The organism is Rheinheimera sp. 1928-s, assembly GCF_029269265.1.
Lineage (GTDB): Bacteria > Pseudomonadota > Gammaproteobacteria > Enterobacterales > Alteromonadaceae > Pararheinheimera.
Genome location: NZ_JARIXP010000002.1, coordinates 227,240 through 244,191, shown reverse-complemented (window position 1 = coordinate 244,191; position 16,952 = coordinate 227,240). Strand labels below are relative to the sequence as shown.

The window sequence follows — 16,952 nt, the reverse complement described above, 5'->3', positions numbered from 1 at the left end:
TGGCACTCCTGATCCCCTCTGCTAGTGTTTAACAATCAAAGCCCGCGCTTGAGGTTGTTATGCCATTCTCTTCGTCGCAGTTTCAGCAAAAGCTACTCGAATTTATTGAAGTCTGTAATGATGGTTATGCCATTTTAAGCGCGGACGACAAGATGCTGGGTTGCAATCTGGCGTTTTGCGATATTTTTTATCAGGACCAGCGCAACATACAGGGAATTTCCTTCGCTGATCTGATGCGTTTATCTTTCCGTGAAGGCAAAGGGGTGCGTTTTGATGCGGATGATATTGAAGACTGGTTGGCTCAGGCTCAGCAAAAAAGGCGGCAAAATCCGTTCCGCTTATTTGAGGTCGATTTAACGGACGGTCGCTGGTTTTTAATGTCAGAGCAAATTCTGCCGTCAGGTGAAATGCTGATCCAGGCTAAAGAAATAACCAAACAAAAAGTGCTGGAGCATCAGTTGCATAGCAAAGTGGCCAGCTTAAGTGAATTAGCACTAACCGACGAGCTGACTAAAGTGGCCAATCGTCGCGCTTTTGTTGATTCGGTTGAAGCTGAGCTGACCCGTTGCCAGCGCACGGACCAGCCTGCGGCTTTGTTACTGCTGGACTTAGACTTTTTTAAATCCGTGAACGACACCTATGGCCATCAGGCTGGTGATGAAGTATTAAAAGCCACAGCCAACCGGATTAAAAAAGCACTGCGTGAATACGATATTTTTGGGCGTATTGGCGGCGAAGAGTTTGCTGTATTTTTAACCGAAACTGATCCGGCAACGGCTTTGCATGTGGCTGAGCGGATCAGGGTGATTCTGGCAGATTATCCTGTTAAAGCCGGTATTGCCGAGTTATGTGTGACGACCTCTATAGGTATTGCCCTGACCCATGGCGAAAGCAATTTTGAGGAATTGTATTTGCAGGCCGATTCAGCGCTTTATATGGCCAAGCGCAATGGTCGCAACAGAGCTGAGTTGTTTGCTCTTTTGAGCGAATAAACAGGTTGAATGTTTTTGTATGTTCGACAAAAGGGCCCGCAGGCCCTTTGTTAGTCTCGGACTTTAGAACTTGTAATTTATTTTGCCATAAATGTACTGCCCACGAGGGTTGTACATGCTGGTCACATAGCCATACAGGTCACCATCGCCATCACCTATTGCAAATGGGGGTTCCTTATCAAACAGGTTGTTGATACCTATAGTCAGTTTGGTTTGTTCATTCAGGTTGTAATAACCCTGAACGTCCACCAGAACCTGAGCTTTGATCATACGTGACTTGTTCTCTTCAAAGTCCAGCGTGCCATCAAAGTCTATATCTGGTGTATCTTCAAACTCGCCAATGTAGCTCAGCACTGTCGCCATGCCCCAATCGTTTAAGGTCCAGTCTGCTGTGCCTGTCCAGCGGTGTTGTGGGTAACGGTATTCACCTGTGTAGTCCTGACCATCTTTTTCAAAATTATTCAGGTAGGTGTATTCCAGGTTAAATTTCAATTTACCCATGTTGGATAAATCCATTTTGTAGCGGCCAGATAAATCAATACCATCGGCTTCCTGCGAGCTGACGTTAAAGAAGGTATTGTTAATCCGATCCAATTCACCCAGAGTCTGGCCTGGCAGCGGAGCTCGGCGTACGCAGATGGTGCTGTTTTGGTTACCACATTCAGCGGTATAAACATCACCAAAAGGGACTTCGTCAATTTTGTTATCCTGAGTAATGCTCCAGACATCCATGCTGAAATCCAAATCATCAGTGACTTGCCAGATAGCACCCACATTCCAGCTTTCAGATTCTTCTGCTTCTAAATCCGGGTTACCAGAGAACAAAATGGTGTAATCCGTTGAAGCACAAGCCGGATTGGCTGCATCAGGAGTAGGGCAACGGAAGGTATCGGTAAAGAACTGAGATTCCTCTGAAGGGCCTAAACCTACTTGTGCCAATGATGGTGCGCGGAAACCCTGACTCCAGGATGCTCTTAACGACCACTGATCGGATGGCGTAAAGTGGAAAGCTATTTTTGGATTGGCTGTACCACCAAAATCACTGTAATGGTCGTAACGCTCTGCCAGTTGCATTTCCAGGTTTTCTAACAAGGGCACTGAAATTTCCACATAAGCAGCTTTTTGTGAACGGCTGGCAGCAGCAGATACTGACTCAGTACCAAAAATCAGGCCGCGCTGGAATTGATCGTCAGGTGTATCAGTGGCATCTTCTTTGCGGTATTCAATACCTGCTGCTAAAGACACAGCGCCATGACTGACGTCAAACAATTCACCACTGATCCGGGCGTCAGCTGAGGTCATATGGGATTTACCACGACGTACTAAGCTGGTGGTAATAGCATCAATCACAGATTGTGGGTTTTGTACGCCACCAAAGGGGTTATAACGGCCCGCATTGATTTCTTGTTGCAGGAAGTCGGTACGGACCCAGCCCTGTGATTTATCACCGGTTTGGGTCGAAGAACTGCGGCCTTTTTGTACTGCAGTTTCCCAATCCCAGTTATTAAAGTTACCGCGTAAGCCCGCTAAAATCCGCAACGTATCTGAGGTAATATCCCAACGTCTGTTGCCAGCATCTACTGTGCGGTAGCGGCTGATCTGTACATCCCGGCCAAAAGGGTTATTTGGGTGAGTGCCTGGTACAGTTAAACCTGCACCTTCATTTAACGGAGTCGCAGCGCCGCCAGCAACTGAGGTATTGTGTTGGGCAGCAATTTCAGTAAAAAGCTCAACATCGTCGTTGATGTCACGATTCATACTAAGAATAGCGCCCATACGCTCAGCTTCCGGCACTGCAATAGAGTGCGGGCCATAGTCATACACGCAGGTAACACCAGCAATTTGGCCAGCCGGGCAACCTGGGTCTATAGTCACAACGCCATCCACAATAAAGCGGCCAGGGTAGCCCATTGATGAACGGAAATCCTGACCGCCATAAGGGGTTTGATTGGCTGTACCAAAGCGGCCTAATTCATAGTTGTCTATTTGTGAGTTACTAAAATAATCCAGGATCAGTGTGGCGTTGCTTTTGTCATCGCCAGTGCCCCAGACTGTTGCAAAGGTTTTTTCATTGTAGTTCGGGCCAGTGGTGCCGCCATAGCCAGCTGTTATATCAGTGCCGGTAAAATCTTTACGCAGAATAATATTAACGACCCCTGCGACAGCATCAGAACCGTAAATGGCAGATGCACCGTCTTTTAAGATATCAATACGCTCAATGGCTGCCATTGGAATGCTGTTGATATCGACAAAGCTGTTGACAATACCTTCAGCAAAAGGACTGCTGGCTACCCGTCGGCCATTAATCAGCACCAGGGTCGCGTCGGCGCCAAAACCTCTTAAACTGACTGCTGCTGCACCGTTAGCTGTCGAATCCTGGCTGTTGCCTCTGGTAGAGAAGGTACCAGAGCCTGCAGATGGAAGACGTTCCAGTAACTGTTGCAGGTTATCAAAACCTGATTTGTCTATGTCATCACGGCTAATAATGGTGACAGGAGAAGGTCCTTCCAGGTCCGTTCTTTTAATATGAGAACCGGTAACGGCAATACGTTCTACCTCTTTACCCTCTTCAGCTTGTTGAGCAAAACTTTGTCCGCTCAGCAGTACGGCACTGACGGCTATAGCGCAGCGGCTTAATTGTATGATTTTGTTATTATTCATATTGTCTGGCTTCCTAGCTGGATTTTAATAGTTGCATTCTTTATAAGTGTTATAAGTACCCGACAAAGCGAGCGTCCTAGATATAGTACAAACCCACTCCGTTTGTAAATGGGGTAATAAAGTGATATTTGTGTGATTTTTGTATTTAAGTGGTTAATTTTTGTTCAGGGATGGCCCTGAACCATAGTGCTAAAACTGGTTAGCGCCGCTGTCGCTTCCATTGAGTTCACAGCTTTTTTCTTTACAACAGTTCTGGTAAAAACTAAAAAATACGCTCAGAATCCATTTTTTTCAGACCAAGTGCATTTTGATTTTTAAGCCTGGAGGCTTTTTGGTGAACCCGTCGTTACTACATTCGTTATTCCGTGTTTCTGGATTGGTGCTTTTTGCTTTGGTGTTGTTGTCTCCCGTCTTGGTGCAATGGCCAGAACAGGATTTCATGCCTTATTTGCAATGGAAACTGATCGCGGCTGTCTGGTTTTATCTGTTGGTGCTATCGTTGTTTCGCTCTTTATGGCCAGGCTTAGTGTTGTTATTGCCAGCTGCTTTGCTGGTACCACAAGAAGTTTTTTATTTACTGACCTATCAGAAAAATACTGACGCTCATGTGATCGCCATAGTGGCGGAAACCGATCTGAATGAAGCTTTGGGTTATCTGACCGGCGTTGGTGTGTTTTTAGCTTTGGCGGTGTTAGCTATAGTGCTGTTGTGGTGGTATCTGGTGCGCAGTGCCTGGCAACGTAACTGGCGCTGGGAAGCCGGAGTACGCCCTTTGGTCTGGCTTATTGGTATTGGTGTGCTGGCAAGTTTGGGCTGGAATGAATGGCAGTATCAGCAAATCAATAAATCTAAACAGCGCAGCAATCCGGAAGAAAATGTATTTGTGCAGAGGCCCTTGCCTTATAGCTACGAAAAGTTTCATGCCACCTACCCATTGAATATGTTGTTGGCACTGAACGAATTTGCCAAACAAAAACAAGCGGTGGCGGATATTGCAGACAGCACAGCTTTGTTTAAGTTTTCCGCCAAGCAGGCCAATGTGCCTGCGACTCGCCAAATTTATGTGCTGGTACTGGGAGAAACCTTAAGACCGGACAGGTTACAGATCAATGGTTACAACAGAGCGACTACGCCTCGTTTGGCCGGAACTGAAAATCTGATCAGCTTTACCGATATGGTTAGTCCATGGGCCTGGACGCGCATGTCAGTACCAGTGATCCTTTCACGGAAGAACCCTGTTGATCAGCGCTATTTTCCGACTGAAACCTCGGTGGTGGCTGCGTTTAAAGAGGCAGGCTTCAATACGGCCTGGTTGTCTACTCAAAGCCCTTTGGGTGTGCATGACTCTTCGATTGCTTTGCATGCCAGCGAAGCCGATCAGGTTCAGTATTTAAACCCTATAGGTTATAAACAGGAAGGATTTTACGACGATGTACTTTTGTCCGCCTTTGAGCGGGTATTAAAACAAAATCACACCAGGCAACTGATAGTGCTGCATACCCTTGGCAGCCATTTCAGCTACGCGGATCGTTATCCCCCAGCTTTTGACTTGTTTACACCTTCAGGCAAAGGACAAGCCATTAGTATGCATGACAAAAAATCCAAAGTATTGCTGAACAATGCCTACGACAACAGCGTGGCCTACACCGACTTTATTTTGTTCACTCTGATTAAACAGCTGGAGCAAACTCAAAGTATCAGTACCTTGTTTTACGTCTCGGATCATGGTGAAAACATTTTTGATGGCGAATGTGGCAAAAGTGGTCATGGTCATAATACAGAACGCGATTACAGAGTGGCGTCTATGCTCTGGACTTCTGATGCTTATAATCAACTTTATCCTCAGAAAAAATCATTGGCTGAGCAACGCCGTCAGCAGCCATTGATGACCAGCAGTATTTTTCATAGCTTGCTCGACCTTGCAGATATTCAATATCCGGATCAACGACTTAACAAAAGCTGGGCTCATCCTGAGTGGCGCCCGGCTCCGCGGCTGCTGCAACAAGGGCTTGATTTTGATCAAGCCAAAAGGATTGGAGCATGTCTGGAGTTAAAAGCCCCTTAATCACTGTCATAATAGTGTCATCTTTCAGTCATAAAATAGACTCCGAAACGTCATGTATCGGAAGCTTTATTGTCATAATCCAATAATTCTTCGGCGGACGATGAATAAAGAAATGGGTTCAGAAGCCTGTCTTCTGTGCCCAATGATTTGAGTTCAGCTAAACAGGCTTCTGTTGTTAGCCCAAAGTCCCTACCACGAAGGAATAAATCATGTTTGCAAAAACTTTTATAAGTATTGCATTGGCTTTAAGTTGTGTTGCTACCGCCCAGGCAAAAGACTGGGAGATCTACGGAAAAATTAATGTGTCAGCACAACAGTCTGACGAGGGCGAAGGATCGTTCGGCGAGTTAAAAAGTAATGCCTCCCGTTTTGGCATCAAAGGCGATTATGCTCTGGACGGTGATTTAACTTTGGTTTATCAACTGGAGTGGGAAGTCGATCCTTCAGATGAAGCCAATGAGAAAAATATTAAATCCCGAGACCAGTTCATTGGTTTACAAGGCGCTTTTGGTACTGTAACCGCTGGTCGTCACGATACTGCACTTAAAAAGTCGCAGGGCAAAGTGGATCAGTTTGGTGATTACGAAGCGGATATTAAAACCTTATGGAAAGGTGAAAACCGGATGAGCGATTCTCTGGCTTATACCTCACCGTCTTTTCAGGGTTTTAAGCTGATGCTCAGTTATGTCATGGAAGATGAAGCTGACGCAGAAGATGCGCAGTCTTACGCTTTGCTCTATGGTGATGACAACTTAAAAGATTCTGACTGGTATGCATCCGTTGCGGTAGACAATCAAATCAATGGCTACGACGCTACTCGTGCCACTGTGCAGTTTAAGGTCGCAGATTTTAAACTGGGTGCTATGGTGCAACAGCAGAAAGAAGTGGCAACAGGTGACAAATCTGATGGTTATTTGGCAAGCGTCGCTTACCCGCTGAATAAGTGGGAGTTAAAAGCTCAGTATCAGACCTTAGAAGATGACAATGGCATTTCCGCTGGCGCTGATTATAAATTAGGCAAAAACACCAAGTTGTTTGGCTGGTATAGCAGTTTTGATTTTGACAGCAAAGTCGACAGTGATTATATCGCTGTGGGTATTGAGCATAAGTTCTAAAGAGCGTTTGAGCGAGAAGGCAGCCTCCGGGCTGCCTTTTTTGTATCCGCCATTTGTTAAAAAAGACCTGAATGCAGTGTCTATTATTTTGATGCCAAAGCGGCGTAGATAAAAGCCATATTTTAAGCGTGAAGTTACTATTTAAATTGTAAATGCTTGGTTATGATGAAGACAAAGCCGTAGCGCACAATGAGTAGGTTCAGATGTGGAAGTGGGGGTTTTTGCTGTTGCCCTGCCTGACGTTGTCGGCAGAGCCATTAAGAGCTGTGGTCAGTCAAACCAATACTGCCCCCTATGCCATTTTTGATCAACATCAGCAATTAGCCGGCGGTGTGGCTAAAGAGCTACTGGACACCCTGGCCGCAGGGTTAAAAAGACCAGTGCTTTACCTTGATTTACCGCGGGGCAGGGTGGTTGAGTGGTTAGTTACGGATCGGGCTGATATCAGTTGTTTTCTGAACCCAGAATGGGTGCCAGCGACCTATAAGTTAAGCTGGACCCCGGTGTTGTTTCACACCCGTCAATATATAGTGCGCCGCATTGAAGATAGCCCGGTGCGCTCCAATCAGGACTTGTTTCGTAAGCGCATAGGCACAACCAGAGGGTTTAGTTACCCTGAGTTGCAGTCGTTGTTTGATACTCAGGCCGCTGTGCGTGACGATGCAGAATCGCTGGAGAAAAACATTCAGCGTCTGGAACAAGGGCGTATTGATGTTGTGATGACAGTGGATTTAAGTTACGGCCATTATCAACGGCAATTTGATACGTCCAAACTGGCGGTTGATCCATTGTGGGCCGAGCCTGCTGCTGTTTATTGTGCACTGAATCCAAAAAATGCTGTGCTGGTGCAGCAGATCCAACAGCAACTGGATCTGATGCAGCAACAAGGAGTGATGAAAAAAGCACTGCAGCGTTGGGATCACAGCAAGCCTTAAAGCATATTGCCTGCGCAGATCTGCCACTTTTGCCCCTGCCGTTTCGCCACATAAAGTGGAGTGCTGCTCAGGCCTGTTTTGTGCTGCCGTTCTCTGTGTAACCAATGCTGTTCTGCATTGATCAAAAAGGTATCCAGATCCAGTTGCTGCAGATGCAGCAGCTGGTAAATCCACAGCCTGTCCTGATGCCTGTCGATCAACTGCTGTTGATAGTCCATCAGCTGCGTTTGCCCTGTCAGGCGTTGACCCAATAAATTGACCACTATGGCATCTTCACTAAAACAACTGCTGAATAATGACCAGTTACGCTGATTAATTGCATTTTGTAAAACCACCAATAGTTGCTCTGCAAAGTGTCGGTTGGATTGAACATCTGCTCCAATTCTGTATACGGCTTGTTCCAGCATAAATATCCCCTTTTGGTTTGAATTGCGGTTATGCTAAAACCTCAAGTTAGGTTAAGGTCAACAGTTTTTTATGTCAGAAACAAATTATGTAAAAAATCAGCTGAAAAACCCGCTAAAGACAGTGTTATCTGTGGGCGAAGTAGCAAAACGGACAGGGGTGTCAGTCGCTACTTTGCATTTTTATGAGCAAAAAGGCTTGATCCACAGCCAGCGTAATGCTGGCAATCAGCGGCGTTATTCGCGGGACGTATTACGCCGGGTGGCTATTATTAAAGTAGCGCAGCGTACCGGCATTCCGCTGGAGCAAATAGGCAAGGCTTTGTCAGTGCTGCCACCAGGCCAGAATGCGGATCAACATCACTGGCAACAGATGTCGGAGCAATGGAAAGCGGAGCTTGATTCTCGTATCGCTCAACTGACAGATTTAAGGGATCAGCTGAGTATGTGTATAGGTTGCGGTTGTTTATCTATGGCGCATTGCCCGCTGCGTAACCCGCAGGATAAGCTTGCAGCGCAGGGGGCCGGTGCACACTTTTATCCTACATCAGATGAACTGGACGAGCCTGAACGGTGATCGGCAATCAGTTTTCCTGCCCCCAGGGCCGCAATTTCGTGTTCATCGTCCCAAAAGGGTTCAGTCAGAGCCTGATGATACCACAGCTGCATTGCAGGTAACTTCATCATCAGTTCGATATAAGGTAAAAGCGTTGGTGCAACGGGTAGCTGGTAACTTTGGATGCGAAATAATACCGGCGCATAAAATGCATCGACAGCACTAAATTGATTACCCGCCAGATAAGGTCCGCCAAAACGTTGTAACCCTTCCAGCCACAACTGCTCAAGCCGTTTTAAATCATTTTCTACAGAGGCCGGTAGTGGCGTTTTATCAAAACGACCACCGGCATGGAAAGGGCAGTAGCTACGAAGTTCACTAAAGCCTGAATGCATTTCGGCTGCGGCAGACCGTGCCCAGCTACGGGCTTTGTTCTCTTGCGGCCAGACTCTGGCATGACGTTCAGCTAAATATTCAACAATAGCCAGCGAATCCCAGACCACCCAGTTGTCATGATGCAGGCAAGGTACTTTGGCATTAGGTGCAAAAGCTTTAAATTGAGCACTATTGTCATTGGACTGAAACTGCACCTGTTTTTCTTCAAAGGGGATTGCCAGTACCTGCATCAGAAGCCAGGGCCGCAACGACCAGGAGGAGTAGTTTTTGTTGGCGATATAAAGTTGGTACATTAAAGCCTCCGCTCGGTGAACAATAGTCGGGACGAACACAAAGTACTGTATCAGAGAAATGACGCTGCAGGGGGCAGGTTTTTTCAGTCAGGCTTTTGCGTTATACTGCCCATCGTTTTGTTCATATACCTCACCTGATATAAGGAACTTTGTCGCCGATGTAGTTTTTAAACCGTTTTTTCTATCAATAAAAGTGAAAACGCAAGCTGGGGCGTTACAACTTTTATGCCTGAAAAAAATGCGTTTAATAAGTACTCAAACACAAAGGAATTCCTGATGTTTCAATCGATACGGCAGCAATGGCTGTCTAATGTTCGTGGCGATGTATTATCCGCCATAGTGGTTGCTCTGGCGCTTATTCCTGAAGCTATCGCCTTTTCTATTATTGCTGGTGTCGACCCCAAAGTAGGTTTATACGCTTCTTTTGCTATTGCTGTGATCACCGCTTTTGCCGGTGGCCGTCCGGCGATGATTTCCGCAGCCACTGGCGCTATGGCGCTGTTGATGATTACCCTGGTAAAAGAGCATGGTTTACAGTATTTGCTATTGGCGACTTTATTGACGGGTGCGCTGCAAATTCTGTTTGGTTTGTGCAAGCTGGGTGAGCTGATGAGGTTTGTGTCGCGCTCAGTGGTGACAGGCTTTGTCAATGCTCTGGCTATTCTGATATTTATGGCACAGTTGCCTGAGCTGACAGATGTTACCTGGCATGTATATGCCATGACAGCTGCAGGCTTAGCTATTATTTATTTGTTTCCTTACGTTACAAAAACAGTGCCTTCTCCTCTGGTCTGTATTGTGGTTTTAACCTCCATTGCGCTGTATTTCCAGATTGATGTTCGTACTGTGTCGGATATGGGCGCGTTGCCTGATAGTCTGCCGATTTTTTTATGGCCTGATGTACCTCTGACACTGGACACGCTGCAAATTATTTTCCCTTATGCTTTAGGTCTGGCGTTAGTCGGTATTCTGGAATCTCTGATGACCGCCACTATTGTCGATGATATGACGGATACCAACAGCAATAAAAACCGTGAGTGTATAGGCCAGGGCATAGCTAATATAGGCTCAGGGTTATTGGGCGGTATGGCGGGTTGTGCCATGATTGGCCAGTCAGTAATTAACGTAAAGTCTGGTGGTCGTACGCGTTTATCCACTTTATTAGCTGGTGTTTTACTGCTTATTTTTGCAGTGTTTTTAGGCGAATGGGTGGGGATGATCCCTATGGCTGCTTTAGTGGCCGTGATGATTATGGTGTCTATAGGCACCTTTAACTGGCAGTCAGTTCGGGATTTAACCACTAACCCAAAAAGCTCCAGTCTGGTGATGATCATTACTGTGCTGGTGGTGGTCTTTACTCACAACCTTGCTTACGGTGTGTTTGTTGGTGTACTGATGAGTGCGTTATTTTTTGCCAACAAAGTTGGGCAATTGCTGGCGATACAGTCTGAATTATCAGCGGATGGCAACAGCCGTCGTTATCTGGTGACAGGGCAGGTGTTTTTCACATCAGCTGAACCTTTTGTCGCTGCTTTTGATTTTAAAGAGCCACTTCGCGTTGTGCAGATTGATTTAACTCATGCACATTTCTGGGACATTACAGCCGTCAGCTCGCTGGATAAAGTGATTTTAAAATTCCGTAAAGCAGGAGTTGAAGTTGAAGTGATTGGGCTTAATCATGCCAGTGCAACTTTAGTGGATAAGTTTGCAATTCATAATAAGCCAGAAGCTATAGAACAACTGATGCACTAAAAAAAAGGTCAGAGCTTTGGCTCTGACCCTTTCATCAGTCAAACGAGAATAGATACTTAGTACTTATAGCTAAAGCTTAAACCGTAGCTTTGGCCTTCAACACGGCGCTGTAACAACTCACCTTGCTGCATAATTTCAACATCTTCATCCAGAATGTTTTTCATCGACAGCTTGACGGAAGTAGATTCAAACGGCGTGTAAGAATAAACGAAATCTAATGAGTTAAACGGCTGCTCGTAGGCATCGTCTTTGTCGTTCACACCAGCAAAAGCGATACGTTTACCAAATACGTTGTAAGTTAATGTCGCGTTATGCTCGTCGTTATCCGAATCGAAACCTAACTGCAAGTTCACCACGTGCTTGGAGTGACCACTTAACGGGCGTGTCAGATTGGTCAGGTTAGTACCGGCAAAAGGCTGAATAGTGATTTCAGATTCGCTGTAGGTAAAGTTACCGGCCACAAAGAAGTTATCCAGCCAGTTATTGCCTTCAAACATATTCAATTGTTGCAGGAATTCCGCTTCCACACCGTACACTTCACCGGTGTCACCATTACGGAATGACATCAGTAAGTTACCGTCTGAACCACTTAATTCAATAGACTCGATTGGCTTATCCAGGTCTTTATAGAACACACCCACGCTGTAGTTGCTTTCGTCGTAGTACCACTCTAAACGGGCATCATAGCTGCTGATGTCTGTGCTTTCCAGGCCAGAAAAACCTGTCACTTTAAAGTCAGTCAGCGGGTCGATAAAGAGCACTGGTGTGACTTCACGTAAGTCTGGGCGAACCACTGTGCTGCTGTAACCAAAGCGGGCTTGTAAATCGTCACTGACAAACCAGGTTAAAGACAAAGAAGGGTAAAAACCATCTTCGTTCAGCGGGAAGTCTTCGACATTACCACTGATTTCACCATCCGCATTTAACGGGATAGAGATTTGGCGGAAGTCTTCATAACGTACACCAACGTTTAATCGCAGCAGATAGTCGTAGTTCATTTCCATGCCAACATAAGCTGCATCGATCATCTGCGCTGCTATATAGTCGTCGGCCTGAGTGGTCACGTTGGAAATCTGGAAGCCGTTAGCGGTATTAAGAATGCTTTCATCAGAAAAGATCTCTGAAAAGCTCTGTCCTAATTGTTCCAGGCTGTAACCCACTGTATTGAAGTTAAACAGGTTAGTTTGAGATTCACGGGTCCGCTCGAAGTAAGAATAACCGCCGTTCAACGTCATCTCAGCTTTACCTAAGGTAAAAGGTAGTTTGGCATTCCAACTGGCGTTTTCAGTATTATCTTCCATCTTACCGAAGCTGTAGTTCACTGCGTTTTGGTTACGGCGCAGGAATGAGGTTACAGTTCCATCGTCCTGAATTTCGTTTAAGTAACGATATTCCACTTCGCCCGGAGCATCACGTTCGGCTTTGGCGTCTGTGTATTGCCAGTCAACACTGATGTCGTATAACCAGGGCAACATATGGCGGCCACGGATTTGGTTACTGAACATTGAGCGTTCTTCGTAACGTAACGAAGTATCTGTGTTGGATCTGTTCGCTTCATTAACGGTTTCAATACTGTCACCGTTTTTTACTTTGACTTCATCTTTAGTATCTCGCAGATAAATAGATGCTGTCTCAAAACGGTGGTTTTCATCCAGCTCTAAACCAAAGTTCAGCATACCAGACAATTTCACCTGATGTTCTGTACCTTTAATATCGTCGTAAATATTTAAAGGTACTAAATTATCACCAGAAACTGAAAAATAACGTTCCTGCTCTTCAATATTTTGCGTGGATCTGTCATAGCTAACACCAGCCATCACACCAAAAACGGAGGACCCAATATCGAATTTATCACCAAAAGATACACTGCCATCAAAATCAGGCTTCACACTTTCGCGTTGTACATCAATATCACGGTTAAACGCTAAACCTAACTCGCGCACTATAGTGGCGGCCTGAGCCAGGTTACCAGCGTTAATACCACCTAAAGCTTCAGCTATATTAATCTGGTTAATGGTACCGTAAGTATCTAAAGCGGCACGTAGTTCAGGCGACATAGTACGGGTGCCATCATCGCTACCCATCCAGTCATCACCACCACCGTTGTAGCTGTAACCCTTATCGCTGTTCAGGCTGTTATAACCAGTACCTACCGATAAGTTAAAGCTGCGCTGCAATGGAATAGATGCTGTACGTATATTGACGCTACCACCACCAAAAGCTGCTGGTAGTTCAGGTGAATAAGCTTTTTGGACGACTAAACTTTCAATAATACCGGCCGGGAACATATCCAGAGGGATGACGTTTCTTGTTGGATCCGGACTTGGTACCATAGCGCCGTTTAATAAGGTACTGGAATACCGTTCCCCTAAACCACGCACATAAATAAATTTGTCTTTAACTAAAGTTAAACCTGTCACCCGGCGCAGTGCTGTGGCTGCGTTACTGTCGCCTGCTCTGGAGATTTGCTCCATGCCTAATAATTCTGCGACATAAGGTTGTTCACGGCGCTCTGCAGCAGCGGAAGCGGCTGAACTCATCAGACGACCTGATACTTCAATACGTTCAACGGCCTGTTCTTGTTCTGCTGGTTGTGCAGGAGTTTCCTGGGCCGATACAGGCACTATGCTTGCTGTGGCGGCTAAAGCCAGAAGCACACTACGGCCAACCTGACTGATTTTAAAACTTTGCTTGCTGCTCATTTGAACTTGGTCCTATCAGCTAATTCGTACATCAATGTGCCGGGCTTATCCAAGGGAGGCCCGGCACTAAGTGAATTCAAAACTGCCAGCGAGCCGGCAGTTTATGGTGGTCTTAGTCGTCCAGACCTACAGCCCAACCAGCTGTCCAATCATCACCTTCAGAAACTGCACCGACAAAATCAACTGCTTCGAAGAAGGAATCAACTTCAGTCATATCTTTTGGCGTGTTAGTGTCGATGGTGAAGATACCGTCTAATACAGCGGCCTGGTTAGCAGCTAATTTGTTGCCTTCCTGAGCCAGGAACCATGCTTCGGTTGTCGTCACACCAGGCACAACATCACCTTTAGTGGCTTCAGCACAAGCAATAACAGAGTTGGTCATAGTTAAGGCTCCAGCTGCAGCAAAAGCCTGAGATTCAGCAGATTCAATTTCCAGACATTCACCCATACCAGCAGGGCCTGTCACTACGAAGTTAGCTAACTGGGCGTTAGTGCCAGCGCGCAACACAATGCCTTCTGAATCATCATCACCATCAAAGTTGTTACCGATAATAGTCATGTTTGCGATAGTAGGATTTGAAACTGGAGATGCAGTCAGGTTGCCTGACTGGTTATCCGCTTCAATGCCGCGGTTGGCTTTGGCATCGTCAGCAGCATGTTTTACTAATACAAACTGCATTTTGCCGTTCCAGCCATCAGCCCAATCGACTGAGTCGTCGCCGTTAGCAGTAAGAACTACGTTTTTACAGTTCACACTACCACCGAAGAATTCCACACCGTCGTCCACGTTTTGGTGAACCTGGATATTTGAGCACTTAGTGCCTGAACCTACACCAGCAAAAGTAATACCGTTTAATTCGTTATTCGGGATAACTTCAAAGCCAGCGTGTTTGACTACAACGTAGTTTAATGAACCACTGCTGTCTGCAGAGTCCGGACCACCGTATGGGCCCGCATCACCTTCAGCTTGTACCAGGCAGTTCGCTAAATCAGCCTGATTACATTTGTTGGTTGGTGCTTTTCCTAATAAAACTAAACCACCCCATTGACCAGCTGCAGTAGGTGAACCAATCACATCCTGTACAGAAGTCATAGTGATAGGGTTAGCCGCAGTACCTTCGGCCATAAGTTTTGAACCGCGGGTAACCACTAAGAAATCAGCACCTGATTTGCCGTAGATAGTGACGCCAGGTTGTACTGTTAAAGTAGCGCTGGTGGTGTTATCCACACCCACACGTACACGGCCACTTAATACATAGTCAGCGCCAGCTGCTAAAGTTACGTTGGTGGTGATATCGCCTGTTAACTGGCAGTTTAAACGGCCTGTTAAGCTGGCTACTTCAGTAGTGCCTGTTGGGCAAGAATCTAAACCAGTACCAGTTTCAGCATGCAGACCGACAGTCCAGCCTTTGGTCCAGTCCGTAGTGCCATCAAAGGCACCAATGTAGTCCACATCATCAAACCAGCCGTCGACTTCGTTGGCTACGTTATAACCATTAGCTAATGCAGGTGAGTTAGGTGCAGGAACATAACCACCTAATAATGCATCACCTATGAAGTTATTTGGCTGCTCAGCAAACCAGGCTGTGGTATCCAGAATTTCATTGCCAGCTTCGTCTTCTGCGTTCTTCACTGGTTCAGCGCAATCCAGAATAGAGTTGCGGAAGATAATAGCGCCTGATGTGGCGTTGTTAACCGATTCCTGAGAGTTGATGTCGAAACATTCCCCCATGCCTTCAGGGCCTGTCACAACCACGTTGTATAACTCACCAGCAGTACCGGCACGTAATAAAATGCCTTCAGAATCATCTTCACCATCAAAGTTGTTACCAATGATAGTCATGTTGGAAATCTTAGGGTTACTGACTGGCAAAGCAGTGAGGTTACCTGATTGGTTGTCGGCTTCAATAGCGCGGTTTGCTTTAGTGTCATTTGGATTATGACGGATTAATACGTGTTGCATACGGCCGGTCCAGCCGTCAGCCCAGTCTAAAGAGTCATCACGGTTACCTGTTAATACTACATATTTCGCATCTACAGTACCGCCAAAGAACTCAACACCATCATCCAGGTTGTTGTGAACCTGAATATATTCAACAGTAGTGCCACTGCCTACACCAGCAAAAGTAATACCGTTTAATTCGTTGTCTGGAATAACCTCAAAGCCTGCATAACGGACTTGTACATATTTTAATGCACCGCTGTTATCTTCTGGATCATCACCACCATATGGGCCAGCTTCACCTTCAGCTTCAACCTGACAGTTGGCTAAATTAGCTTGATCACATTTATTGGTTGGGGCTTTACCTAATAAAACTAAACCGCCCCATTCAGCAGTGGACTCTTCATCAGATAAACCTAACATATCGTTTACTGAAGTCATGATGATAGGGTTAGTGGCTGTACCTACAGCCTGAATTTTTGAACCGCGGGCTACTACTAAGTAGTCGGCACCGCTTTTACCAAAGACTTTAGTGCCAGGCTGAATAGTTAAAGTGGCGCTGTTGGCGTTATCGTTACCTACTGTGACTTTGCCAGACAAAGCCCAGGCGATATCCGCAGTTAATGTAGTGTTGCTGGTGATAGCACCGGTGATTTCACAAACTGGAGTGGTTACACCAGCTAAGTCTGCAACTTGTGTTGCAAAAGAAGGGCAATCGCTGGTTGGAGGAGGTGTTACGCCGCCACCGCCGTTGCCGCCATTGCCAGTGTTGATGTTAATATCACCGCCACCACAACCAGCTAATACTAAAGCTGAGGCAATTGCGCTCAATTTTAAGAAGTTACGTAAAGCCATCACTCTATCTCCAATAATTACGGGAATACTGTTGTTATAAAAAGCTGGGGCTAACCATACTCAGGCTTAATGACTGTTTTATTACAGTGGGTGCTAAAGAGATTGAACTTAAATTGCAGGTCACGGCTGGCGCGCCATAGCGGCGATTCTGTCAAAAAAGGTTCATTAAACTGTCATCCGAAAGACTTTTTTGTTTATTAGCAAAATGTAAGCAGATTGATTGTTTTTTATTTCCATTGAAAGTAACGGGTAAAACCTGCGTGTTTTGTGTTCTGAACCCGTCA

11 protein-coding genes are annotated in these 16,952 nt (G+C 45.9%); 6 read left to right on the top strand and 5 right to left on the bottom strand.

What is annotated here, in order from left to right; all coding sequences use genetic code 11:
• Positions 1–59: 59 nt before the first annotated feature.
• Complete coding sequence (locus P3C17_RS05995) at positions 60–992, top strand: sensor domain-containing diguanylate cyclase (RefSeq protein ID WP_300928555.1); 933 nt, start codon at positions 60–62, stop codon at positions 990–992.
• A gap of 63 nt (positions 993–1,055) precedes the next feature.
• Here P3C17_RS05995 and P3C17_RS05990 read toward each other — a convergent pair whose 3' ends face one another.
• Positions 1,056–3,653, bottom strand: coding sequence for a TonB-dependent receptor (locus P3C17_RS05990; protein WP_300928554.1), 2,598 nt, complete (start codon positions 3,651–3,653; stop codon positions 1,056–1,058).
• A gap of 334 nt (positions 3,654–3,987) precedes the next feature.
• Between P3C17_RS05990 and P3C17_RS05985 the strand changes: the two genes are divergently transcribed.
• The 3 genes from P3C17_RS05985 (at position 3,988) to P3C17_RS05975 (ending at position 7,768) form a co-directional block, all read left to right on the top strand.
• Positions 3,988–5,718 (top strand): phosphoethanolamine transferase, encoded by a 1,731-nt coding sequence (locus tag P3C17_RS05985; RefSeq protein WP_300928553.1) that lies wholly within the window; start codon positions 3,988–3,990, stop codon positions 5,716–5,718.
• 209 nt (positions 5,719–5,927) lie between these two features.
• Entirely contained in the window at positions 5,928–6,833 is a 906-nt protein-coding gene (locus tag P3C17_RS05980) for a porin (RefSeq protein ID WP_300928552.1), read from the top strand.
• A gap of 203 nt (positions 6,834–7,036) precedes the next feature.
• Positions 7,037–7,768 (top strand): transporter substrate-binding domain-containing protein, encoded by a 732-nt coding sequence (locus tag P3C17_RS05975; protein ID WP_300928551.1) that lies wholly within the window; start codon positions 7,037–7,039, stop codon positions 7,766–7,768.
• On the opposite strand, the gene P3C17_RS05970 is transcribed toward P3C17_RS05975, so the two are convergent.
• Positions 7,765–8,175 carry a DUF4440 domain-containing protein gene (locus P3C17_RS05970; protein ID WP_300928550.1) on the bottom strand — a complete coding sequence of 137 codons (411 nt, stop codon included), beginning with the start codon at positions 8,173–8,175 and terminating at the stop codon, positions 7,765–7,767. The two genes, P3C17_RS05975 and P3C17_RS05970, sit on opposite strands and share 4 nt — an antisense overlap.
• 70 nt (positions 8,176–8,245) lie before the next feature.
• On the opposite strand from P3C17_RS05970, the gene soxR reads away from it, so the two are divergent.
• On the top strand, positions 8,246–8,749 hold the full coding sequence (gene soxR, locus P3C17_RS05965) for a redox-sensitive transcriptional activator SoxR (protein ID WP_300928549.1): 504 nt from the start codon (positions 8,246–8,248) through the stop codon (positions 8,747–8,749).
• Here soxR and P3C17_RS05960 read toward each other — a convergent pair.
• On the bottom strand, positions 8,710–9,417 hold the full coding sequence (locus tag P3C17_RS05960) for a glutathione S-transferase family protein (protein ID WP_300928548.1): 708 nt from the start codon (positions 9,415–9,417) through the stop codon (positions 8,710–8,712). The genes soxR and P3C17_RS05960 overlap by 40 nt on opposite strands.
• Before the next feature lie 276 nt (positions 9,418–9,693).
• Here P3C17_RS05960 and P3C17_RS05955 point away from each other — a divergent pair, with 276 nt between their 5' ends.
• The gene (locus tag P3C17_RS05955) at positions 9,694–11,169 is read left to right on the top strand and encodes a SulP family inorganic anion transporter (protein WP_300928547.1); all 1,476 of its coding nucleotides are present in this window, start codon (positions 9,694–9,696) and stop codon (positions 11,167–11,169) included.
• A 56-nt stretch (positions 11,170–11,225) separates the two neighbouring features.
• On the opposite strand, the gene P3C17_RS05950 is transcribed toward P3C17_RS05955, so the two are convergent.
• On the bottom strand, positions 11,226–13,871 hold the full coding sequence (locus P3C17_RS05950; RefSeq protein ID WP_300928546.1) for a TonB-dependent receptor: 2,646 nt from the start codon (positions 13,869–13,871) through the stop codon (positions 11,226–11,228).
• A gap of 112 nt (positions 13,872–13,983) precedes the next feature.
• The gene (locus P3C17_RS05945; RefSeq protein ID WP_300928545.1) at positions 13,984–16,668 is read right to left on the bottom strand and encodes a hypothetical protein; all 2,685 of its coding nucleotides are present in this window, start codon (positions 16,666–16,668) and stop codon (positions 13,984–13,986) included.
• Between the last annotated feature and the right edge of the window lie 284 nt (positions 16,669–16,952).

Bases quoted from the DNA above. Each gene is read 5' to 3' on its own strand.
- P3C17_RS05995 (WP_300928555.1), top strand. From the start codon at position 60: ATGCCATTCTCTTCGTCGCAGTTTCAGCAAAAGCTACTCGAATTTATT.
- P3C17_RS05990 (WP_300928554.1), bottom strand. From the start codon at position 3,653: ATGAATAATAACAAAATCATACAATTAAGCCGCTGCGCTATAGCCGTC.
- P3C17_RS05980 (WP_300928552.1), top strand. From the start codon at position 5,928: ATGTTTGCAAAAACTTTTATAAGTATTGCATTGGCTTTAAGTTGTGTT.
- P3C17_RS05975 (WP_300928551.1), top strand. From the start codon at position 7,037: ATGTGGAAGTGGGGGTTTTTGCTGTTGCCCTGCCTGACGTTGTCGGCA.
- P3C17_RS05970 (WP_300928550.1), bottom strand. From the start codon at position 8,175: ATGCTGGAACAAGCCGTATACAGAATTGGAGCAGATGTTCAATCCAAC.
- soxR (WP_300928549.1), top strand. From the start codon at position 8,246: ATGTCAGAAACAAATTATGTAAAAAATCAGCTGAAAAACCCGCTAAAG.
- P3C17_RS05960 (WP_300928548.1), bottom strand. From the start codon at position 9,417: ATGTACCAACTTTATATCGCCAACAAAAACTACTCCTCCTGGTCGTTG.
- P3C17_RS05955 (WP_300928547.1), top strand. From the start codon at position 9,694: ATGTTTCAATCGATACGGCAGCAATGGCTGTCTAATGTTCGTGGCGAT.
- P3C17_RS05950 (WP_300928546.1), bottom strand. From the start codon at position 13,871: ATGAGCAGCAAGCAAAGTTTTAAAATCAGTCAGGTTGGCCGTAGTGTG.
- P3C17_RS05945 (WP_300928545.1), bottom strand. From the start codon at position 16,668: ATGGCTTTACGTAACTTCTTAAAATTGAGCGCAATTGCCTCAGCTTTA.